Consider the following 21292-nt stretch of genomic DNA (forward strand, 5'->3'; position numbering starts at 1 on the left):
GCTCCTTAACGCAGCCGGCTGGCCAGCGCCTCGATGTGTTCCGGACCGATGCCGCAGCAGCCGCCGATGAGGTTTGCCCCGGCTCTGCGCCAGCGCTCGGCCCAGCCGAGGTAATCCAGCGGCCCCAGATCGCCGCGGATCTCGTCCAGACCGTCATTGGCAGTCGCCTCCTTGGGCTGGGGCGGGAAGGCGTTGGCATAGGCGCCGAGGCGAACGTCGGTGCGCCCCTGAACCTGCAACGCGGCGACGGCCACCTTGAGCGCCCCTTCAATCACCTCGGGCTGGCAGCAGTTGAACAGGATGGCATCCACCCCGGCCGACGCCAACGCGGTCACGGCATCCGCCACCCGCTCGCCGGAGCGCAGGGTGGGCTCGCTGCCCGGCGCTTCGTCTTCCAGAGTAAAGGAGACCCAGAACGGCTTGCCGTCCTCGGGCAGCAGGGCCTTGAGGGCCAGGGGCTCGGCGATGAGGCTCATGGTCTCCGCCAGCCAGAGATCCACATGGGGTGACAGGGCACGGATAAGCGGTGTCGCCAGCTCGCTCACCCGCTCGGCCTGATAGAGGTCCGCACGATAGGAGCCAAAGAGCGGCGGCAAGGAGCCGGCCACCTTGACGGCTCCCCCCTGCTCGTCGGCCACGTCTCGGGCCAGTTGCCCGGCCAGAGCTGCAAGTGCCTCCCCTTGGGCGGCAAAGCGCGCCTCGCCGATGTGGAAGGGCACCAGGGCATAGCTGTTGGTAGTGATCACCCGGGCACCGCTCGTCGCATAGGCCTGGTGTACCTCGCGCACCGTCTCGGGCGCTTCCATCAACGCCAGCGCCGACCACTCCGGTTGACGGAACGGCGCACCACGCCGCGCCAGTTCACGGCCCATACCGCCATCGAGTACCCACAAATCCTGCTTGTCCATCTCTGTCTCTCTGCGTCTCCCCGCCATGACGGGTGTTTATTGTGTGAAACCATATTAAGCCATCAAAACATCTAGACGGCTAGAAATCCCAAATATCATGACCCAAAGTAGAACAAGAGGCAATCGGGGGCTACGAACAAATCCGGGCAAGCTCAGGATGATGGCGGCAAAGGGAGATCTCCCCGGCACAGGCATCACCTGGCCAGGCACTGAAACGACAAGAGGCCACCCCGGGGGGTGGCCTCTTGTGAAACAGGGGATCAAGGCGGGCACAGCCGCCGATAACCAGGGGCTCAGCGCCCGGCCAGCACCCGCTTGGTCTGCTTGACCCAGTCGGAGACCCGGCCCTGCTGGGGATAGCCCTGCCAGATCTGCTCCCACTGGGCGGGGCTGAGGGGGCGGCCCAGCCGACGCTGCACCCCGGCATAGAGGTAGTCGTGGGCCGTGGTGCGTGCCTGGGCCGAGGTGAGGAACTTGGCAACAGGGTCGGTGAGACGCACGTCCCGCATGCCGAGCAGCGGATAGTCGCTGTGCACCGCCGCCAGCATGGTCTCGCGCATGGCGGATTCGATGTAACCCCGGGCAAACAGGGCGGTGACCGATTCAAGCGACCCTTGATCCGGGCCGTGATACTCCTCGTCGAACACCGGGCTGGGCTCTGCCACGGCGCTTTGCACCACCGCATCGGGATCCTGCTGCGGGACCACCACGGCAGGCTCGGGGGTAACGGGTTTGGCAGGCGTCACTGGCTTGCGCGGTGCGCTCTGGCTGCAGGCACCCAGTGCCAGGGCGAGCGCCACACAGGCCAGCGCACGGGAATGAGTCTTCATCTTCATGATTGCTAACGAACTCCTTTAGGATTCCTGAGCGGGCTTCTCATTGCTCGCAGGTTCTACCCGGGTGACCAGCAACTGGTCAATCTTGTAACTGTCGATGTCCACCACTTCGAACTTGTAACCGGCATATTTGACCGAGTCGGTGCGCTTGGGGATCTTGCGCAGCATGTACATGATGAAACCGGCGATGGTCTCGTAGTTTTGGTTTTCCGGGAACTCCTCGATGTCGAAGGCGCGCATCACGTCGGAGATGGGGGTAACCCCGTCCACCAGCCAGGAGTTCTCGTCCCGCTGGACGATCTGCTCTTCCACCACGTGGGTGGCCCACTCCCCCATGACGGTGCTCATCAGGTCGTTCATGGTGACGATGCCCACCACCAGGGCGTATTCGTTCATCACCACCGCAAAGTCGCCGCGATGGTTCTTGAAGTACTCCATCGCCTCGTAGAGGTTGAGGGTGTCGGGAATGATGATGACGTTCTGCACCAGGGAGCCGCTGTTGAGATCGATGCTCTGGCCGCTGATGACGCGGATCAGCAGCTCCTTGGCATCCACGAACCCCTTGATGCTGTCGAGGTTGTGGTCGCACACCAGGAACTTGTTGTGGGGGTGCTCGGCGATCTTCGCCTTGATGCTCTCCTCCCCCTCTTGCAGGGTGAAGTAGATGAGGCTCTCCCGCGCCGTCATGGCGGAAGTGACACCCAGAGACTGGAGCTCGAACACGTTCTCGATGAGCTGGTGCTCCTCGCGCTGAATGACACCGGCTTCGGCACCTGCATCCATCACCGCATAAATATCGTCGGAGGTGATCTCGTCGTTGCGCACCATGGAGATGCGCATCAGCCGGAACAGGCCGTTGGCCATGCCGTTGAACAGCCACACCAGCGGCATCAGCAAGGTGACGCACAGCATCATGGGACGCACCACCACCACGGCGATCCGCTCGGGCATGGTCATGGCAAGGCGCTTGGGCATCAGGTCCGCTATCAGGATGAACATGCCGGTGACGAAGACGAACGAGGCCGCAGAGCTAATCTGGCCGAGCCAGGGCCCCTGGTAGAAGCCGGCAATCAGCTCCCTGATGGCGGGATTGAGGGCGGATTCCCCCAGGATACCGCCGAGGATGGCGACGGTATTGAGGCCTATCTGCACCACGGTAAAGAAGTTGCCCGGCTGGGCCTGCAATGCCAGCACCTTCTCGGCGTGGCGGTTGCCCTCGTCGGCCATCACCTGCAACTTGATCTTGCGGGAGGCGGCAAGGGAGATCTCGGAGAGTGAGAAGAACACGCTGCCGGCGACCAGCAGCATCAGAAAGAACAAACTATCGGCAAAACTCATGATTAACCTATTGCGACAGCCGCCTTAGCACAAGACGGCAAACTGGGCCCGGGAAACCGGACCGTGACTCCATCCGGGACTCACACAGGGGCCATATTCTAGCAGAAAAGCGCCCGCCGGGTGGCGTTATCTTGAACTGCCGTGCCATGCAATGAAAAAGGCGCTCAAAGCGCCTTTTTATTCAATCAGGGTTGGATTCCCGTCGTGCAGCCGCGACGGGAGCTCCACCCAAGGCGCCCCATCAGCCCTTGCCCAGCAGATCGCTCAGGTCATCGGCCTTGGTGTGACGCACATCCTTGCCCTTGACGTAGTAGACGATGTACTCGCAGATGTGCTGGCAGCGATCGCCGACCCGCTCGATGGCCCGTGCCGCCCACAAGACGTTCAGCACCTGCGGTATAGTGCGCGGATCTTCCATCATGTAGGTCATCAGCTCGCGGATGATGGACTCGTACTCCCGGTCCACCTTGTCATCTTCCTTGTAGACCGCCAGGGCGGCATCCAGATCCATGCGGGCGAAAGCGTCGAGCACGTCGTGGAGCATCTTGATGGTGCGACGCCCCATGTTCTCCAGCGACACCAGCGGTGGCTGGGGCTTGTTGGCGTTGTCGGTCAGCATGCGGGCAATCTTGTCCGCCACGTCGCCAATCCGCTCCAGATCCGTGATGGTCTTGATGATGGCCATCACCAGCCGCAGGTCGGACGCGGTGGGCTGACGCTTGGCGATGATGCGGGTGCACTCCTCGTCGATCGCCACTTCCATGGCGTTGACCTTGTGGTCGTTGGCCACGATCTTGCGCGCCGCATCCAGATCCTGGCCATGGATGGCGGCGATGGCGTCGGTGAGTTGCTTCTCCACCAGCCCCCCCATCACCAGTACCTGATTGCGCACGCTCTCAAGCTCGGCATTGAACTGACCGGAGATGTGTTTGTTGAGGTTCATATTGTCCATACCAGTAATCCTTGTTGCTCCGATTATGCCTTAGCCGTTGAACTGACTGCCAATCTGTTTGTTGATGCTCATCTTGCTCATCTTGCTCATCTCAATCAGCGGCATCCCTTAACCGTAACGACCGGTAATGTAGTCTTCGGTCTTCTTCTTGGCCGGGGTGGTGAAGATGGTGTTGGTATTCGAGTACTCGATGAGTTCCCCCATGTACATGAACGCGGTCTGATCCGAGACCCGCGCCGCCTGCTGCATGTTGTGGGTTACGATCACCACGGTGAACTGGCTCTTGAGCTCGTTGATGAGCTCCTCGATGGTGAGGGTGGAGATGGGGTCCAGCGCCGAGGTCGGTTCATCGAGCAGCAGCACTTCCGGCTCGATGGCGATGGCACGGGCAATCACCAGACGCTGCTGCTGACCACCGGAGAGGCCGAAGGCGTTGTCGTGCAGACGATCCTTCACTTCCTCCCACAGGGCGGCACCGCGCAGGGAACGCTCGGCGGCCTCGTCCAGAGTACGGCGGTCATTGATGCCCTGCAGGCGCAGGCCGTAGACCACGTTCTCGTAGATGGACTTGGGGAAGGGGTTGGGGCGCTGGAACACCATGCCCACCTGACGGCGCAGGGCGGAGACATCCACGCTCTTGTCATAGATGTTGTGGCCGTGCAGCTGGATCTCCCCCTCGATGCGGCAGATCTCCACCAGATCGTTCATCCGGTTGATGCAGCGCAGCAAAGTGGACTTGCCGCAACCGGACGGGCCGATGAAGGCGGTGACCTGACCCTTGGGGATCTTCATGTTGACGTTGAACAGCGCCTGCTTGTTGCCGTAGTACAGGTTGAGATCCTTCACCTCCAGCGCAGTCTGCTCCGGGGTCAGGTTGAGCAGGTCGGTGGCGGTGTGCGGGGCCGAACTCGGTGTTACGTTGATCATCTGTTTACCTCAAATTCTCTTGGTGGCAGCGGGCAAACGTCTTGCCCGCTGCCGGAATATCTGGTTGGCAGGGAAGGTCCCTGCCCGTCTCTGTAATGGCTGGATTAATGTTCCAGCGACCGGAATTTCTCGCGCAGGTGGTTACGAATACCGATCGCCGTCAGGTTGAGGCCGACGATCACCGTCACCAGCAGGAAGGAGGTGGCGTAGACCAGAGGACGCGCCGCCTCGACGTTCGGGCTCTGGAAGCCCACGTCATAGATGTGGAAGCCCAGGTGCATGAACTTGCGCTCCACGTGCAGGTACGGGAAGTTGCCGTCCATCGGCAACGTGGGAGCAAGCTTCACCACCCCCACCAGCATCAGCGGCGCCACCTCGCCCGCCGCACGGGCGATGGCCAGGATAAGGCCGGTCATGATGGCCGGGCTTGCCATGGGCAGCACGATGCGCCACAGGGTCTCGGCCTGGGTGGCACCCAGCGCCAGCGAACCCTGGCGAATGGTGCTCGGGATCCGGGCCAGCCCCTCTTCGGTGGAGACGATCACCACCGGCAGGGTCAGGATGGCCAGGGTCAGGGCTGACCAGATGACACCAGGGGAGCCGAAGGTCGGGCTCGGCAGCGCTTCCGGGTAGAAGAGGCGGTCGATGCTGCCCCCCAGGGTGTAGACGAAGAAGCCCAGACCAAACACGCCGTAGACGATGGAGGGCACCCCCGCCAGGTTGATCACCGCGATACGGATGATCTTGGTCAGGCTGTTCTTGCCCGCGTACTCGTGCAGGTAGACCGCCGCCACCACCCCGAGCGGGGTCACGATGATGGCCATCAGGATCACCATGAAGACGGTGCCGAAGATGGCCGGGAAGACGCCGCCCTCGGTGTTCGCCTCCCGGGGGTCATCGGAGACGAACTTGCCAATCTGGTGGAACCAGTGACCCACCTTGGCCATCAGGCTCATGTCGTTGGGCCAGACTACATCCAGCACCCGGGACATGGGCATGGTCACCAGCTCGCCGCGCATGTCCTTGACGGTGATGCTGTCTCTGTCCGCCTGGGTACGCAGGGAGAAGAGCTCTTTCTCCAGCACCTGGTAACGGTCGTTGAGCGCCTGACGCTCGCTCGCCAGCTCGGCTTTAAGCTGATCGGTCAGCTTGTCATCCAGCTCGGCCTTGCGCTCTTTCAGGCGCAGGCGCTCCAGCTGATAGTTGATGCTGCCGATGGCCCCTTTTTGCAGGTCGTTGGCTTGGCTTGAGAGGCCGTTGGCACGGGCCAGCACCCGCTGCAAGGCGGGATGCAGATCCGTGGTCAGCTCCTGGCCATCTTCCTTCACCGAGGTGATGTAACCATAGAAGTTGCCGTTGGTGGCACGCTCCACCATGGCGAGCTCCGCCGGCTGGGTGCGCGATTTGATATCGGTCTCCAGCACCCAGCGAAAATCGAGGTCCACGAACTCCCGGTTGCCGGTCTTGACCAGATAACGGGTAATCTCTTCGCGATCCTCCCCTTCCAGCGCCTGGCCTGCGGCGCGCAGGCGCTCCACCGGCACCAGCTCCCGGTCGTTGATCTCGCCAATCAGGACGCTCTTGTTGCCGCTTGCATCTTCAAGTTGCCACTCATAGATGGGATGGGGCCAGAAATAGACCAGACCACGCCAGCCAATCAGCAACAACAGACCCAGTACGGCCACCAGACTCAGGCTGACGGCGCCCCCCGTCATCCAGATCCAGGGGGCCCCCGATTTAAACCACTTACCCATTGTCGATTCCTTAGTCCTTACAGAGAGCTGTACTTTTCACGCAACCGCTGGCGGACGAATTCGGCCAGGGTATTGAACAAGAAGGTGAACACAAACAGCACGAAGGCGGCGAGGAAGAGCACCCGGTAGTGGGAGCTGCCCACTTCCGATTCCGGCATCTCCACCGCGATGTTCGCCGCCAGGGTCCGCAGCCCCTGGAACATGGAAAAGTCCATGATGGGGGTGTTGCCGGTGGCCATCAGCACGATCATGGTCTCGCCCACGGCGCGGCCAAGGCCCATCATCACCGCCGAGAAGATGCCTGGGCTCGCGGTGAGGATCACCACCCGGCTCAGGGTCTGCCACGGGGTCGCCCCCAGCGCAAGCGAGCCCTGGGTCAGGTGCTTGGGCACCGAGAAGACCGCGTCTTCGGCGATGGAGAAGATGGTGGGGATGACCGCAAAGCCCATGGCGATACCAACCACCAGGGAGTTGCGCTGGTCAAACTTGATGCCCATGTCGTGGGTCAGCCAGATGCGCGAATCACCGTGCATGAAGGCGTTCTCGATGATGGGGCTCAAGGCGAAGGCGCCCCAACCGATGAACAGCAGCACAGGGATGAGCAGGATGGCGTGCCAGCCTTCCGGCAGCCAGGTGCGGCCGCGCTCCGGCAGATAGTTCCACACCAGGGCGGTGAGCAGCATGCCCATGGGCAGCAGGATCAGCAGCAGGATCACCCCGGGCAGGGCCCCTTCGATGATGGGCGCGAGCCACAGACCCGCCAGGAAGCCGAGGATGACGGTCGGCAGCGCCGCCATGATCTCCACCGTCGGCTTGACGTATTTGCGCAGCCCCGCCGACATGAAGTAGGCGGTATAGATTGCGCCGGCGACACCCAGGGGCACCGCGAACACCATGGCATAGAAGGAGGCTTTCAAGGTACCGAACACCAGGGGCACCAGGCTCAGCTTGGCTTCGAAGTCGTTGCTGGCGGAGGTGGACTGCCACACGTACTGGGGCTCGGGATAGCCTTCATACCACACCTGTTGCCAGAGGGCAGACCAGGTTACCTCGGGGTGATCGTTCTCGACGTCAAAGACCTTGAAGTCATCCCCCTGCTGGGTCAACAGCAGGTTGTGGCGAGGAGAGATGGCAACGGCAGCCAGGTTGCCCCCGTCAACCTTCTCGCCAAGCAGCTTGGCTTCGCCGGTGGCATGGAAGAAGTTGATGGTGCCGTCGCTGCCTGCGCTGATGAAGCCCTTGCGAAAGTGCTCGGGGGTCAGCAGGGCGACCGGCGCGTCACTCTTGAAGTCACGGATCTGGGTGAACTGGCGCTTGCCATCCTTTGCCACCTCGAACCACTGGGAGATGACGCCGTTGTCGTTGCCCACCAGCAGGGAGGACGCACCGGAGAGCAGGGCCACCTGGGTCACGCTGGCATTGGGGGCGTTGATCTCCATGACATTGCGCAGGGAAATGTCGCTCAGGTTGTGGATGTCATAGACCGACAGGCGGTTGCCCTCGCGCACGAACAACAGGCGCAGGTTCGGGGTCAGCAGCATCTGGTCAACATAGCGTGGCAGGGACGGAATGGTGTAGGTCTGGTTGCTCCACTCGATTTCGCCGGAGAGGAAATTCTCCTCGCCGCTCATCACCATCAGCACACCACGACCATCTTCGGTCACGGCCGCGGTGGCCATCTTGTCCTTGGTCGCCTCGAAGACCATGCGCGTCAGCGCCTTGCCCTGGGGATCGATCACCACGGGGGTCTCGCCGAAGGGATATTGCAGGCTGGGCTCGATGACGCGCACGTCATTGGGATAGGAGATCTTGAAATAGGGTTGCACCACCTGAGCCTTGCCGTCGGCAAACCCATAGGCGATGAGTTTCTGGCCCGGCGCAGGCGGCGCGACTGCCGTGATCTCGCCGTTCACCTGCGCCTCGCCAATCACCTGTCCGGTCTTGATCTTGCCATCCGGTTGCACGGCAAAGAATTTGACCTTCCCCTGGTCGCTGAAGCGGTAACCTATCTCGTTTTGCTCCTCGACCCCGAGCCAGGCGGTCTTGCCCTTGATGGGCAGGGTGAAGGACGCGGTGCTCTCCATGCTGGCGCCATTGAAGATGGGCTTCACCACATAGAGCAGGTAGAAGAAGATAAGCAACAGCGCCACCAGCACCAGGGCTCCCCCTGTGGTGACGCCATATTTGGCCAATTTATCCTTGATCCGGCGTTTTCGACTGCCCGCCATGACCAGATTTAACGATTCCGATGACATGCAAGACCTCAATGTGAGCTAGGCTTGGCGGCATTATATGGCGGATGCATGACAGTTTTGTTACATCAACAGCGGCAAAGAGCACGGGCTTCATCGGGGGGTGTGGCAGTTGGTATTCGGGGGGAAGCAGGCAGCCGGTCTGGCAGTGAAATAAAAGCAAACGGGGCCATCAGGCCCCGCTGTCATCTTGAGGAAGCGCCTCTTTCGCGGCGAGTCTGGCCGCCTTCTTCTCGGCGCGGCGCCGTTTGAAGAAATCCGACAGCTGGGCCGAGCAGGCGTCGGCGAGCACCTCCCCCGTCAGTGCCACCTGGTGGTTGTGGCGGGGATCCAGCAGGATGTCGAACACAGAGCCTGCCGCCCCCGTCTTCAAATCCCGGGCACCATAGACCACCCGCTTGACCCGGCTGTGGATGAGGGCGCCGGCACACATGCAGCAGGGCTCCAGCGTCACATAGAGGGTGGTGTCGAGCAGGCGATAGTTTTCAAGCTGCTTGCCCGCTTCCCGAAGCGCCATCACCTCGGCATGGGCGCAGGCGTCGTGCTCGCTGATGGAGCGATTCCACCCCTCTGCCACTATCTTGTCCCCCAGCACTAGCACGGCGCCCACCGGGATCTCGCCTATCCCCTCTGCCCTGGCTGCCAGGGCCATGGCATGGCGCATCCAGCGTTCGTCCTCCTCGCGCTGGCTGATCTGTGCTGCAACTTCAGATGGTTTCACGCCCTGATCCTCTCGTCGATATGATGTCGGCTTGCCTGGCCCCTGCACGGCATCGGCCGCGTACTCCCGGATTGCTGCGTCCCGGCCCTGGGCACACCGGGCCCCTTCCCCCTCGCGCTGGCCGGTAGCCGGTAGCCCACGGCAGAAGATGCTGTCAATGAAAGAGAGGCCAAAGGCCCCGGCGACATCGGAACACCCCGAGTTGGGTGTTCGCCACCCTGTGCCCGCCTAAGGGGGCGGCGATTATGCCAAAACTCCGGCCAGGGCCCAAGTTGCATCTTGGCTGAACAATAAAGAAGCAGTCGGCATCTCCCTGATAAAAAAGGAGTTGCGCCCGCCAAATCATCCGATTAGACTTCCTCTCCGTCAGCCGAGCTGACTCCGTCGGTGTGTAGCGCAGCCAGGTAGCGCATCTGCATGGGGTGTAGAGGGTCGGAGGTTCGAATCCTCTCACACCGACCAAATTCCCCGAGAATAGCCCAGTCAAACGACTGGGCTATTTTTTTGCCTGCACGCCCGACGCTTGCCTCTTTTTCCTCTCGCCTCCCCCGTTCATCGGGTCGCCGCTTTTTATTGGCATGAATTTTATACAGAACCACTTGAAGCTTTCATAAAGTGCCGCTAGGATACGCAACTTTTCCGCCGGCCATAAAAACAGGGAGGTGGACACTAGGGTGATGGAATCACCGACCGGCTTGCAATCAATGAGGCAAGCATCCATGACCCAAGCTGTTGACTCCCAGCCCGTTCAGCCCCTGATCTCCCCCACGCCTTCCGAGCTCGATTCCGCAGAGCACGGGTTTGGCAGTTCAGTGCACCTCGATGTGATCGATCTCGCCGCCCCGGATGAAGATTACTGAGACGAGCCCGTGCCATAGTGCGGTTCAAGACGCCGGTTTTGCTGTCCGGCACCGCCCTTGACCCAGGCCAACAGACCGCCACCGCAAATAACGACAAAATGCTAGTTTTTCTTCAAAAATCAGTTTAATTGACCATCTGCTGCGTTCCAACCTCCCTCTCCTTCATGGACACGCCTTGATACAAACCTACGTTATTGCTCGTCATTTCCCTCTCTCCTGTTCGCCTTCGCCATTTTGACTCAATTTGACATTTTAGTTTTAAACGCCAGTTCACTACCCGGTTACTTCATAGCCCCCATGCAGGCTGGATTGAACGAAGGCATTTCATACAGCTGTTTTTGCAAAGCTTGGAGTAATGTCGGGATTTGTTTTTGCATTTGTAATTTTATTACGTAATTAATTACATTTTTAACCCATCCCCTCTACCGAAATCCTCCCCCCTGCCGCCCCGGCAACCCAAGAGCATAACCATCTGCAAAGAGCTTTTGCACTAATCACATAAATCCATTTAAAACAGCATTTTAACTATCATCAAAAAACACCTGTTTTAAAAATCAAGTTGACGAATCCGCCATTCTTTTGCACCTTATGAATCGTGTTACCCCGCTGTTACGGGGAGTTTGAAAGAAAGGGATGTAGACGTTAGTCGTAGTTAATAAATTCAAAATGTAACTTTTGGAGGAGTACCCACTATGTCGGCACCGGCCCAGACCATCAGCAGCACCCGCCTGCGCATTCAAGGCGAGATGCTTCCCGATTACGCGCAGATCCTGACGCCGGATGCGGTGGCCCTGGTGTCCGAACTGGTGGAACGTTTCGCTCCCCAACGCAATGAGCTGCTGAAGCAGCGAGTCGCACGCCAGGCCCGTATCGATGGCGGCGAGTTGCCGGACTTCCTGCCAGAGACCGCCCATATTCGCGATGGTGACTGGACGGTGCGCGGCATCCCCGCCGATCTGCAGGACCGCCGTGTGGAGATCACCGGCCCGGTCGAGCGCAAAATGGTGATCAATGCCCTCAACGCCAACGTCAAGGTCTTCATGGCCGACTTCGAGGACTCACTGGCCCCGGCCTGGAACAAGGTGATCGAGGGCCAGATCAACCTGCGCGATGCGGTCAACGGCACCATTGCCTACCAGAGCCCGGAGGGGAAGGCCTATACCCTGAATCCCAATCCGGCCGTGCTCATCTGCCGGGTTCGCGGTCTGCATCTGCCGGAGAAGCACGTCACCTTTGATGGTGCCCCCATTCCCGGCGGCCTGTTCGACTTCGCCCTCTATTTCCTGCACAACCACAAGGCGTTGCTGGCCAAGGGCTCCGGTCCCTACTTCTACGTACCCAAGCTGCAGAGCCATCTGGAAGGGCGCTGGTGGAGCGAGGTGTTCGCCTGGACCGAGGACAAATTCGGTCTGCCCCGCGGTACCATCAAGGCCACCGTGCTCATCGAGACCCTGCCGGCAGTATTCGAGATGGACGAGCTGCTCTATCAGATGAAGGATCACATCGTCGCCCTCAACTGCGGTCGCTGGGACTACATCTTCAGCTATATCAAGACCTTGAAGAACCACCCGGATCGCGTCCTGCCGGATCGTCAGGTGGTGACCATGGACAAGCCGTTCCTCTCTGCCTACTCGCGACTCCTTATCAAGACCTGCCACAAACGCGGCGCGCTGGCGATGGGGGGCATGGCCGCCTTTATTCCGGCCAAGGACGCGGCAGTCAACGAACAGGTGTTTGCCAAGGTGCACGCGGACAAGCAGCGCGAGGCCGACAACGGCCACGATGGCACCTGGGTCGCCCACCCCGGTCTGGCCGATACCGCCATGGCGGTGTTCAACGCCACCATTCCGGCGGGTGCCCAGAACCAGATCGGCGTGCTGCGCGAGCAGGATGCCCCCATCACGGCGGCCGACCTGCTGGCCCCCTGTGAGGGTGATCGCACCGAGGCGGGCATGCGCACCAATATCCGGGTCGCCCTGCAATACCTGGAAGCCTGGATCAACGGCAATGGCTGCGTGCCCATCTACGGACTGATGGAAGATGCCGCCACCGCCGAGATCTCCCGCACCTCCATCTGGCAGTGGATCCGCCACGGCAAGACCCTCTCCAACGGTCAGGCGGTGACCAAGGCGCTGTTCCGCCAGATGCTGGCCGAGGAGCAGGAGGTGGTCAGAGGCGAAGTGGGCGAGGCCCGCTGGCAATCGGGCCGTTTCTCCGAGGCTAGCGCCCTGATGGACGAGATCACCTGCGCCGACACACTCATCGATTTTCTGACGCTGCCCGGCTACGAGCGGCTGTGAGACCCGGGCCGGTAACGGCCCCCATAACAAGTCAATGGAAACGTGAAATCAATGAAAGAGGGAACTGATATGGCACTGACCCGTGAGCAACAGATCCAGGCTATCGAGAAAGACTGGGCAGAAAACCCCCGCTGGAAAGGGATCAAGCGCGGCTACAGCGCCGAGGACGTGGTGAACCTGCGTGGCAGCCTGCAGCCGGCACACACTCTGGCCCAACGCGGCGCCGACAAACTGTGGGAGCTGATCCACGGCGGCGCCAAAAAAGGCTATGTAAACTGCCTCGGCGCCCTGACCGGCGGCCAGGCGGTGCAGCAGGCCAAGGCCGGCATCGAAGCCATCTATCTCTCCGGCTGGCAGGTGGCAGCGGACAACAACCTCTCCTCCACCATGTACCCGGATCAGTCCCTCTACCCGGCCAACTCTGTCCCCTCCGTGGTGGAGCGCATCAACAACTCCTTCGCCCGGGCCGACCAGATCCAGTGGGCCAACAAGGTTGGACCAGAGGACAAGGGCTTCATCGACTACTTCCTGCCCATAGTAGCGGATGCGGAAGCCGGTTTCGGCGGCGTGCTGAACGCCTTCGAGCTGATGAAGGGGATGATTGAAGCGGGCGCCGCCGGGGTGCACTTCGAAGATCAGCTGGCTTCCGTGAAAAAATGCGGCCACATGGGCGGCAAGGTACTGGTCCCGAGCCAGGAAGCGGTGCAAAAGCTCATCGCAGCCCGTCTGGCAGCCGACGTCTGCGGCACCACCACCCTGGTGATCGCCCGTACCGACGCCAACGCGGCAGATCTGCTGACCACGGATGCCGACCCCTACGATGCCGGCTTCCTGACCGGTGAGCGCACCAGCGAGGGCTTCTACAAGGTGCAGGCCGGCATCGAGCAGGCCATCTCCCGCGGCCTGGCCTACGCCCCTTACGCCGACATGGTGTGGTGCGAGACCGCCAAGCCCGATCTGGACGAGGCGCGCAAATTTGCCGAGGCCATCAAGGCCCAGTACCCGGACAAGATCCTGGCCTACAACTGCTCCCCGAGCTTCAACTGGAAGAAGAACCTGGACGATGCCACCATCGCCCGCTTCCAGCAGGAGCTCTCCGACATGGGCTACAAGTACCAGTTCATCACCCTGGCGGGTATCCACAACATGTGGTTCCACATGTACGAGCTGGCCTACCAGTACGCCCGTGGCGAGGGGATGAAGCACTATGTCGAGATGGTGCAGCAGCCCGAGTTCGCCGCTGCCGAGCGTGGCTACACCTTCGTGGCACACCAGCAGGAAGTGGGTACGGGTTACTTCGACAAGGTGACCACCGTCATTCAGGGCGGCCAGTCCTCGGTGACCGCGCTGACCGGCTCCACCGAAGAAGATCAGTTCCACTGATAGCTGTGTAATGCTCGCAAACAAACCCCGGCCAAGTCCCGGGGTTTGTCGTTATGGGGCTTAGAACCTATCCCAGTAGGCGTAATCGTTGAAGGCAGTTTGAACACGGACAGCGCGCAGAAACCGGAGCGTACTGTAATACGTGAGGATTTCGAGCACTGCCCAGGTTCAAAATGGCGAATAAGTTAGCCTAATGGGATAGGTTTTCAGAGCTCGAGGATCTCTTTGACAAAGGGAATGGTCAGCTTGCGCTTGGCACGGAAGGAGGCGTTGTCGAGACGATTGAGGGTGGCAAGCAGGGTGCGCATGTCGCGGGAGAGGCGGTTGAGCAGGAAACGGCCCACGTCGATGGGCAGCTTGAAACCCCGCAGCTCGGCGCGCAGTTGCAGGGCGCTGAGTTTGCCCTCGTCGTCCAGCTCGTCGAGGTGGAAGCTCACACCCCAGTCGAGACGGGACGCGAGATCCGGCAGTTGCAGCCCCAGCTTGCGTGGCGCGCTGCAGCCGGTAACGATGAGCGTCCCCTCCCCCTTCTCCTTCCAGCGATTGTAGAAGTCGAACAGGGCCCGCTCCCACAGGGCGTTGCCGGCGATCGCCTCCAGGCTGTCGAGACAGACCAGGGGCAGGCTCTCCAAAGCATCGAGCATGCTGGGGTCAAGCTGTTCGAATTGATCGAGGGAGAGATAGGCCGCCGCCGCGTCGCGGGCGTTGACCTCGGCGCAGGTGGCATGGAGCAGATGGGAGCGGCCCGACCCCTTGGCTCCCCAGAAATAGAGGAAGGGCGAGCCCTGACCGATGGCCGCATTCTTGAGGGCGGTGATCAGATGGGCGTTGTTGCCGGGATAAAAACTGACGAAGGTTTCATCATCCGGTAGTTGTACGGCTAAAGACAGTTGGGCCGGTTGCTTCACTCGTTAGGCTTTGACTGTGATATTTGCGGGCAAGTGTATCACCAGCGGGGCAGATAGAGAACCGCCCGGACCATGCCGGGCGGTCAGGATCCTTCCCCGAGATCAGGGCTGCGACCATTGATAGCGCAGGCCGTTCTCGTTGTCTTCCACCTGATGAAGGCGGCTCTCCAGTTGCAACCCCCTCACCAGCTCGGCCTTGTCCCCCTGCAGCGAGAGGTTGAAGGTCACCTTGTCCCCTTCCAGCTTGCCGATGGCCACCTTGGTGACACTGGCCATCCCCTGCAGCAGCTTCTGGATCTGGATCATGCCATCGATGTCGGACAGCCCCTCCACCACCAGGGTCTGGCTGGAGGCGACACCGGAGAGACGGGTACCGTACTGCTGCACCAGCCAACCGGCCAGGGCATCGGCAAAGCCCTTTGCCACCTCGGCCTGGGTACCTGAACCCGTGCCCTTGGTCAGCTCGGTCAGCTCTCCTGCCTGCGCCCCCGGCTTGGTACCATAAAGACCCCAGTCGATGCTCCAGGCCTCCCCCTCCGGGCTAAGTTTGCCGAGCACCACCATTTCGGCGCCGTAACGCTGGCTCGCCTTGAGCACGGGATCGGCAAAGCGGCCCCAGACATCGGTGGCATTGACCGCCATGTTGTCATCCAAGTCCATCAGCGGGAGACTGACCGGCAGCCCCATGGCCTGGGTCTGGGCACGCAGCGCCTCGGACCAGCCATCGCCGGACTGATCCGGCAGAATGCGCCGCTCCCCTTCGTCGACCACCAGCCAGATGGCGACCTGCGGCCGCACCGGGCCAAGCAGGGCAAACTTGCTCTGGCCGACCAGGGCGTTCACCTTGACCACATTGAAATCCGCCTTGAGAAACTTGACCGAGCCGATGTCCTGATAGCTGTATTGCTGCACGTAATCCGCCGGCGCCGCCAGGGCCTTCACCACATCCGGCTGGGTGAGGATATCGCGCTTGCCCGTCACCTTGACGAGCACATCCCCCAGCGCCTGGGACTGGGCGGCCGTCATGTCGCCACTGGTGGGAGCCTTGCCCTGATAGAGGTCGGTTACCTGGGCGGCCGACACCACGAGAGGCAGACAGCAGCAGAGGAGAGTCGCTAAGCGTTTCAGCATAAAGAAGATTCTCGAAATGGGGGATGGTGCTTATGGTAGCGGCAAGGCGCGCATGGCAGCAAGCAAAGGGGGGGAGAAACAGCGGAGCCGGCAGTATGCCGGCTCCGTTTGCGCGCCTTGGGCGCGGCGATGGGGTGATGCTTACTTGGTGCCGAAGATCTTGTCGCCGGCATCCCCCAGACCCGGGACGATATAGCCCTTCTCGTTCAGCCCTTGGTCGATGGAGGCACAGAACAGCTCCACGTCCGGGTGAGCGGCTTCCAGGGCCTTGATGCCTTCGGGGGCGGCAACCAGCACCAGCACCTTGATGGACTGGCAACCTTTCTTCTTGAGCAGATCGATGGTGGCGATCATGGAGCCGCCGGTGGCCAGCATGGGGTCGATGACCAGGGCCAGACGCTCTTCGATGTTGCTGACGATCTTCTCGAAGTAGGGGACAGGCTGCAGGGTCTCTTCATCGCGATAGATACCGACCACGCTGACGCGGGCACTCGGCATGTGCTCCAGCACCCCGTCCATCATGCCAAGACCGGCGCGCAGGATGGGCACGACGGTGACCTTCTTGCCCTTGATCTGGTCAACTTCCACAGGGCCGTTCCAGCCATCGATGGTCACTTTTTCGGTTTCGAAGTCAGAGGTCGCTTCATAGGTCAACAAACTGCCCACTTCCTTGGCCAGTTCACGGAAACGCTTGGTGCTGATGTCGCCTTCGCGCATCAGGCCGATCTTGTGCTTGACCAGGGGGTGTTTGACTTCAACGACTTTCATTATTATCTCCTCTAACCGGCGCCAAAAAAATCGCGGAATCATACAACAAAAGCCACGGCTTGTAGAGCTTTTCGATTCAAAAACGCGCAAACGATTTTCTTTCTGGTTTTTCGTGCCCGCTGGTAGAATACGCCCCGAATTTTACCCTCCACTTCTTTATATGACGGGGAATACGCGTGACTGACAAAACCTCACTGAGCTACAAGGATGCTGGCGTAGATATCGATGCCGGCAATGCACTGGTTGAACGTATCAAGGGCGTGTCAAAACGCACTCGTCGTCCTGAAGTCCTTGGTGGTCTTGGCGGCTTTGGGGCCCTGTGTCAAATCCCTGCTGGCTACAAGGAACCGGTACTGGTCTCCGGTACCGACGGGGTGGGCACCAAGCTGCGTCTGGCCATCGACCTGAAGAAGCACGACACCGTGGGGATCGACTTGGTCGCCATGTGCGTCAATGACCTCATCGTGCAGGGCGCAGAGCCCCTCTTCTTCCTCGACTACTATGCCACCGGCAAGCTGGACGTGGACACTGCCGCTGCCGTGGTCACCGGCATCGGCGCCGGCTGCGAACAGTCCGGCTGTGCCCTGGTCGGCGGTGAAACTGCCGAAATGCCTGGCATGTATGAAGGGGAAGATTACGACATCGCCGGTTTCTGCGTCGGTGTGGTGGAAAAGAGCGAGATCATCGACGGCAGCAAGGTTGGCGAAGGGGATGCCCTGATCGCCCTGGCCGCCAGCGGTCCCCACTCCAACGGCTTCTCCCTCATTCGCAAGATCCTGGAAGTCTCCAAGGCCGACGTGAAGCAGCCGCTGGGTGACACCACCCTGGCCAACGCCCTGCTGGAGCCGACCCGCATCTATGTGAAGCCCGTGCTCAAGCTCATCAAGGAGTGCGAGATCCACGCCCTGTCCCACATCACCGGCGGCGGCTTCTGGGAGAACATCCCGCGCGTGCTGCCCACCAACACCCAGGCGGTCATCGACGAGCAGAGCTGGCAGTGGCCGGCGGTGTTCAGCTGGCTGCAACAGGCAGGCAACGTCACCCGCCACGAGATGTATCGCACCTTCAACTGCGGCGTCGGCATGATCATCGCCCTGCCGGCGGATCAGCTGGACAAGGCCCTGGCCCTGCTCAAGGCCGAAGGCGAGAACGCCTGGCACATCGGCCACATCGCCAAGGCGGCCGATGGTGAGGAGCAGGTCATCATTCAATGAATGATCGGATCAACGGCCAGATGACCTCCCCTATGAAACGCATCCTCGTCCTCATCTCAGGCAGCGGCAGCAACCTGCAGGCCATCCTCGACGGCTGTGCCGGCGGCAAGATTGCCGGTCAGGTGGTCGGCGTCATCAGCAACAAGGCTGATGCCTATGGCTTGGTGCGTGCCAGGGAAGCCGGGGTGGCAACCGCCATCCTGGCTCAGCAGCAGTTCGCCAGCCGGGAGGAGTATGATGCCGCCCTGCTGGCCCTGATGGCGGATTATCAGCCGGATCTGGTGGTGCTGGCCGGCTTTATGCGGATCCTGAGCGCCGACCTCGTGCGTCACTTTGCGGGGAGGATGATCAACATCCACCCCTCGTTGCTGCCGAAATACCAGGGTCTGCACACCCACCAGCGCGCCATCGAGGCCGGTGATGACGAGCACGGCGCCAGCGTCCACTTCGTCACCGAAGAGCTTGACGGCGGCCCGGTGATCCTCCAGGCACGGGTCCCCATCTTCGAAGGGGACAGTGCCGACGAGGTCGCCGCCCGGGTCCAGGTGCAGGAGCACAGCATCTACCCCCTGGTAGTGCAGTGGTTCTGTGAAGGGCGCTTGCAGATGCGAGAAGGGTCTGCCTTCCTCGATGGCAAGCAGCTTGGCCTGGCAGGCTATGCCAGCGAGTAACCGCTAGCAGCAGTAAGACACAACAAGGGAGGCTCAGGCCTCCCTTGTCATTTCCATCGACCAGCACAATGGTTATCATCACGTCCGATGACGCCGCTGCGCGGCTAATCGGCCCTACACCGGATTGTCGATATCGATAAAGGTCACCTCCAACCCGTGTACGGTGGCGAGCCACTCTCCCAGCGCCTTGACGCCGTAACGTTCGGTGGCGTGGTGGCCTGCGGCGTAGAAGTGCATGCCCATCTCCCGGGCGGTGTGGATGGTCTGCTCGGAGGCTTCGCCGGAGATGAAGGCATCGATGCCCTGCTCGGCCGCCTGGCTGATGTAGCTCTGGCCACCGCCGGTGCACCAGGCCACGGAGCGGATGAGCTCGGGGCCACTGTCACCACAATGAAGCGGCTCGCGACCGAGACGCTCGGCAATCAGCTTGGCAAAATCGCTGCCGCTCATGGGCTCCTCCAGCTTGCCCACCATGGCGACGCTCTTGCTGTTCCAGGGTTCGAGACCGCGACGCACCTTGATGCCAAGCAGCTTGGCAAGCTGGGCGTTGTTCCCCACCTCGGGGTGCACGTCCAGCGGCAGGTGGTAGGCAAACAGGTTGATGTCGTGGGTCAAGAGGGTCTTGAGACGACGCTGCTTCATGCCGGTGATCTGGGCCGGCTCGCCGCTCCAGAAGTAGCCGTGATGGACCAGGATGGCGTCAGCATCGGCGGCCACGGCGGCATCGATGAGGGCCTGGCTGGCGGTGACGCCGGTCACCACCTTGCGAATGCGCTCGCGCCCCTCCACCTGCAGGCCGTTGGGGCAGTAATCCTTGATGGCATGGGGTTCGAGCAGGTGGTTGAGCAGGCTTTCCAGTTTACGATGAGAGATCATGGGGGTCTCCTAGCTGGGCTCCCCACGTACTGTGCGGGGAGCCGGATTCCGATCGTCAGGGCCCATGATAATCGAGCCGGACCGGCAAGGCCATGCGCCTGTCAGGCCTAGGCGGGCAACTCGATGCCGGCGTCACGCATCTGGGCCAGCTTGTAGCGCAGGGTGCGCGGGCTGATGCCGAGCTTGTCGGCCACCGCTTTGCGACTGCCGTTGCACTCCTGCAGGGTGTCCAGAATGATCTGGTGCTCCTGCTGCTTGAGTTCGCCACCGAGCCCCTCCCCTGACAGCCGCTCGAGCGGGCGCACCAGGGTCTCGTCCGTCTCCTCCAGGATCAGGTGCTCACAGTCGATGAGGCCGTCTGGACAGAGGATCAGGGCGCGCTGCACCACGTTGTCGAGCTCGCGCACGTTGCCGGGCCAGGGGTGAGCCATCAGACGCTCTCGTGCGTCCTCTGCGAGCTGCGGCGTCGGCAGCCCCATCTGGCTGGCATGCAGCGCCAGCAGATGCTCCGCCAGGGGAAGAATGTCACCCGGGCGTTCCCAGAGCGCCGTCCAGCGCAGGGGGAAGACGTTGAGGCGGTAATAGAGATCCTCGCGGAACAGCCCGTCCTGCACCGCTTTTTTCAGATCCCGGTTGCTGGTGGCAATGACCCGCACATCGAGGGGGATCATCTTGCGGCTGCCGAGCCGCTCCACCTCTTTCTCCTGCAAGACCCGCAGCAGCTTGGCCTGCAGCCCCAGATCCATCTCGGTGATCTCGTCGAGCAGCAGGGTTCCTCCCTGAGCCTGCTCGAACTTGCCAGGGCACCCCTGCACCGCACCGGTGAAGGCGCCCTTCTCGTAGCCAAACAGGGTCGCTTCCAGCATGTTCTCCGGAATGGCGGCGCAGTTGATGGCGACGAAGGCCTGCTCTGCCCGGCTGGAGTGGTCGTGAATGTAGCGAGCCAACACCTCCTTGCCCGTCCCGCTCGGTCCGGTCACCATGACGGTGGCTTCGCTTCTCGCCACCCGGGTCGCCAGCTGGAACAGCTCCGCAGTCCTGGGGTCCCCGTACACCACGGCACGCTTCTCCACCTTCTGGGCCGGCACATAACGGCTGACCTGGTTGAGCAGCACCTCGGGGGAGAAGGGCTTGGCCAGATAGTCGATCGCCCCCTCGCGCATGGCGCGCACCGCCCCGTCGATGTTGGCGTAGGCAGTCATCAGGAGCACAGGCACCTGGGGATATTGCTGGCGAATGTTGGCGAGCAGGGTCAGACCATCCATGCCCCCCATCTGGATGTCGGAGATCACCATGTCAAAGCGCTGACGGGACAGGGCAAGCAGGGCCCGCTCGCCGCTGTCCACCTCGCGGCACTCATAGCCACCGAGCAGCAGGGTATCCACCAGCGCCTCGCGCAGGCCGTTGTCATCTTCCACCACCAGAATGCGAGCCTGGGTCATGCCACACCTCCTACAACCAACATGGCCTTGTCGAGAATCATCTTCACCGGC

General features: G+C 61.4%; 18 protein-coding genes and 1 tRNA gene. 6 read left to right on the top strand and 13 right to left on the bottom strand.

Translation table 11 applies throughout. The features are described from left to right. Window positions 1-5 precede the first annotated feature (5 nt). The 8 genes from I6L32_RS20165 to tadA form a co-directional block, all read right to left on the bottom strand. Complete coding sequence (locus I6L32_RS20165; RefSeq protein ID WP_039040257.1) at window positions 6-908, bottom strand: homocysteine S-methyltransferase family protein; 903 nt, start codon at window positions 906-908, stop codon at window positions 6-8. A 293-nt stretch (window positions 909-1201) separates the two neighbouring features. Continuing rightward, complete coding sequence (locus I6L32_RS20170) at window positions 1202-1744, bottom strand: hypothetical protein (RefSeq protein ID WP_042017561.1); 543 nt, start codon at window positions 1742-1744, stop codon at window positions 1202-1204. 18 nt (window positions 1745-1762) lie between these two features. Then, window positions 1763-3082, bottom strand: a complete 1320-nt coding sequence (locus I6L32_RS20175; RefSeq protein WP_041213150.1) for a hemolysin family protein — start codon at window positions 3080-3082, stop codon at window positions 1763-1765. Between the two features lie 241 nt (window positions 3083-3323). Continuing rightward, the gene (gene phoU / locus I6L32_RS20180; RefSeq protein WP_029314752.1) at window positions 3324-4034 is read right to left on the bottom strand and encodes a phosphate signaling complex protein PhoU; all 711 of its coding nucleotides are present in this window, start codon (window positions 4032-4034) and stop codon (window positions 3324-3326) included. A gap of 108 nt (window positions 4035-4142) precedes the next feature. Next, window positions 4143-4961, bottom strand: coding sequence for a phosphate ABC transporter ATP-binding protein PstB (gene pstB, locus I6L32_RS20185; protein ID WP_010675264.1), 819 nt, complete (start codon window positions 4959-4961; stop codon window positions 4143-4145). Between the two features lie 104 nt (window positions 4962-5065). Then, window positions 5066-6715 carry a phosphate ABC transporter permease PstA gene (gene pstA / locus I6L32_RS20190; protein ID WP_042017560.1) on the bottom strand — a complete coding sequence of 550 codons (1650 nt, stop codon included), beginning with the start codon at window positions 6713-6715 and terminating at the stop codon, window positions 5066-5068. A 17-nt stretch (window positions 6716-6732) separates the two neighbouring features. Beyond that, window positions 6733-8970, bottom strand: a complete 2238-nt coding sequence (locus I6L32_RS20195) for an ABC transporter permease subunit (protein ID WP_216944397.1) — start codon at window positions 8968-8970, stop codon at window positions 6733-6735. Window positions 8971-9139: 169 nt separating this feature from the next. Then, complete coding sequence (tadA, locus tag I6L32_RS20200) at window positions 9140-9688, bottom strand: tRNA adenosine(34) deaminase TadA (protein ID WP_080768115.1); 549 nt, start codon at window positions 9686-9688, stop codon at window positions 9140-9142. Between the two features lie 385 nt (window positions 9689-10073). On the opposite strand from tadA, the gene I6L32_RS20205 reads away from it, so the two are divergent. The 4 genes from I6L32_RS20205 to aceA all read left to right on the top strand — a co-directional run bounded on the left by I6L32_RS20205 (window position 10074) and on the right by aceA (window position 14231). Then, window positions 10074-10150 (top strand) — tRNA-Pro (locus tag I6L32_RS20205). 257 nt (window positions 10151-10407) lie between these two features. Continuing rightward, window positions 10408-10548 carry a hypothetical protein gene (locus I6L32_RS20210; protein WP_010675269.1) on the top strand — a complete coding sequence of 47 codons (141 nt, stop codon included), beginning with the start codon at window positions 10408-10410 and terminating at the stop codon, window positions 10546-10548. A gap of 692 nt (window positions 10549-11240) precedes the next feature. Beyond that, window positions 11241-12848, top strand: coding sequence for a malate synthase A (gene aceB, locus I6L32_RS20215; protein WP_104453131.1), 1608 nt, complete (start codon window positions 11241-11243; stop codon window positions 12846-12848). A 69-nt stretch (window positions 12849-12917) separates the two neighbouring features. Then, window positions 12918-14231 carry an isocitrate lyase gene (aceA, locus tag I6L32_RS20220; protein ID WP_041214877.1) on the top strand — a complete coding sequence of 438 codons (1314 nt, stop codon included), beginning with the start codon at window positions 12918-12920 and terminating at the stop codon, window positions 14229-14231. A gap of 206 nt (window positions 14232-14437) precedes the next feature. Here aceA and hda read toward each other — a convergent pair whose 3' ends face one another. From hda to upp, 3 genes are all read right to left on the bottom strand, one after another. Then, window positions 14438-15139 (bottom strand): DnaA inactivator Hda, encoded by a 702-nt coding sequence (gene hda, locus I6L32_RS20225; RefSeq protein ID WP_010675272.1) that lies wholly within the window; start codon window positions 15137-15139, stop codon window positions 14438-14440. A gap of 102 nt (window positions 15140-15241) precedes the next feature. Beyond that, window positions 15242-16270 carry a DUF2066 domain-containing protein gene (locus I6L32_RS20230; RefSeq protein WP_201997585.1) on the bottom strand — a complete coding sequence of 343 codons (1029 nt, stop codon included), beginning with the start codon at window positions 16268-16270 and terminating at the stop codon, window positions 15242-15244. Window positions 16271-16411: 141 nt separating this feature from the next. After that, window positions 16412-17038 carry a uracil phosphoribosyltransferase gene (gene upp / locus I6L32_RS20235; protein WP_005302745.1) on the bottom strand — a complete coding sequence of 209 codons (627 nt, stop codon included), beginning with the start codon at window positions 17036-17038 and terminating at the stop codon, window positions 16412-16414. A 176-nt stretch (window positions 17039-17214) separates the two neighbouring features. Between upp and purM the strand changes: the two genes are divergently transcribed. Both purM and purN read left to right on the top strand, forming a co-directional pair. Further along, window positions 17215-18252, top strand: coding sequence for a phosphoribosylformylglycinamidine cyclo-ligase (gene purM / locus I6L32_RS20240; protein ID WP_201997584.1), 1038 nt, complete (start codon window positions 17215-17217; stop codon window positions 18250-18252). Between the two features lie 32 nt (window positions 18253-18284). Continuing rightward, window positions 18285-18923, top strand: a complete 639-nt coding sequence (gene purN, locus I6L32_RS20245; protein ID WP_042017578.1) for a phosphoribosylglycinamide formyltransferase — start codon at window positions 18285-18287, stop codon at window positions 18921-18923. A 114-nt stretch (window positions 18924-19037) separates the two neighbouring features. Here the strand turns inward: purN and I6L32_RS20250 are convergent, their stop codons facing one another. Together I6L32_RS20250 and I6L32_RS20255 are read right to left on the bottom strand one after the other, a co-directional pair. Continuing rightward, window positions 19038-19799 carry a Nif3-like dinuclear metal center hexameric protein gene (locus I6L32_RS20250; protein ID WP_102948623.1) on the bottom strand — a complete coding sequence of 254 codons (762 nt, stop codon included), beginning with the start codon at window positions 19797-19799 and terminating at the stop codon, window positions 19038-19040. Window positions 19800-19906: 107 nt separating this feature from the next. After that, window positions 19907-21241, bottom strand: a complete 1335-nt coding sequence (locus I6L32_RS20255; RefSeq protein ID WP_010675277.1) for a sigma-54 dependent transcriptional regulator — start codon at window positions 21239-21241, stop codon at window positions 19907-19909. Window positions 21242-21292 lie beyond the last annotated feature (51 nt).

Source organism: Aeromonas sp. FDAARGOS 1402, from assembly GCF_019046925.1.
GTDB classification, from domain to species: domain Bacteria; phylum Pseudomonadota; class Gammaproteobacteria; order Enterobacterales; family Aeromonadaceae; genus Aeromonas; species Aeromonas caviae.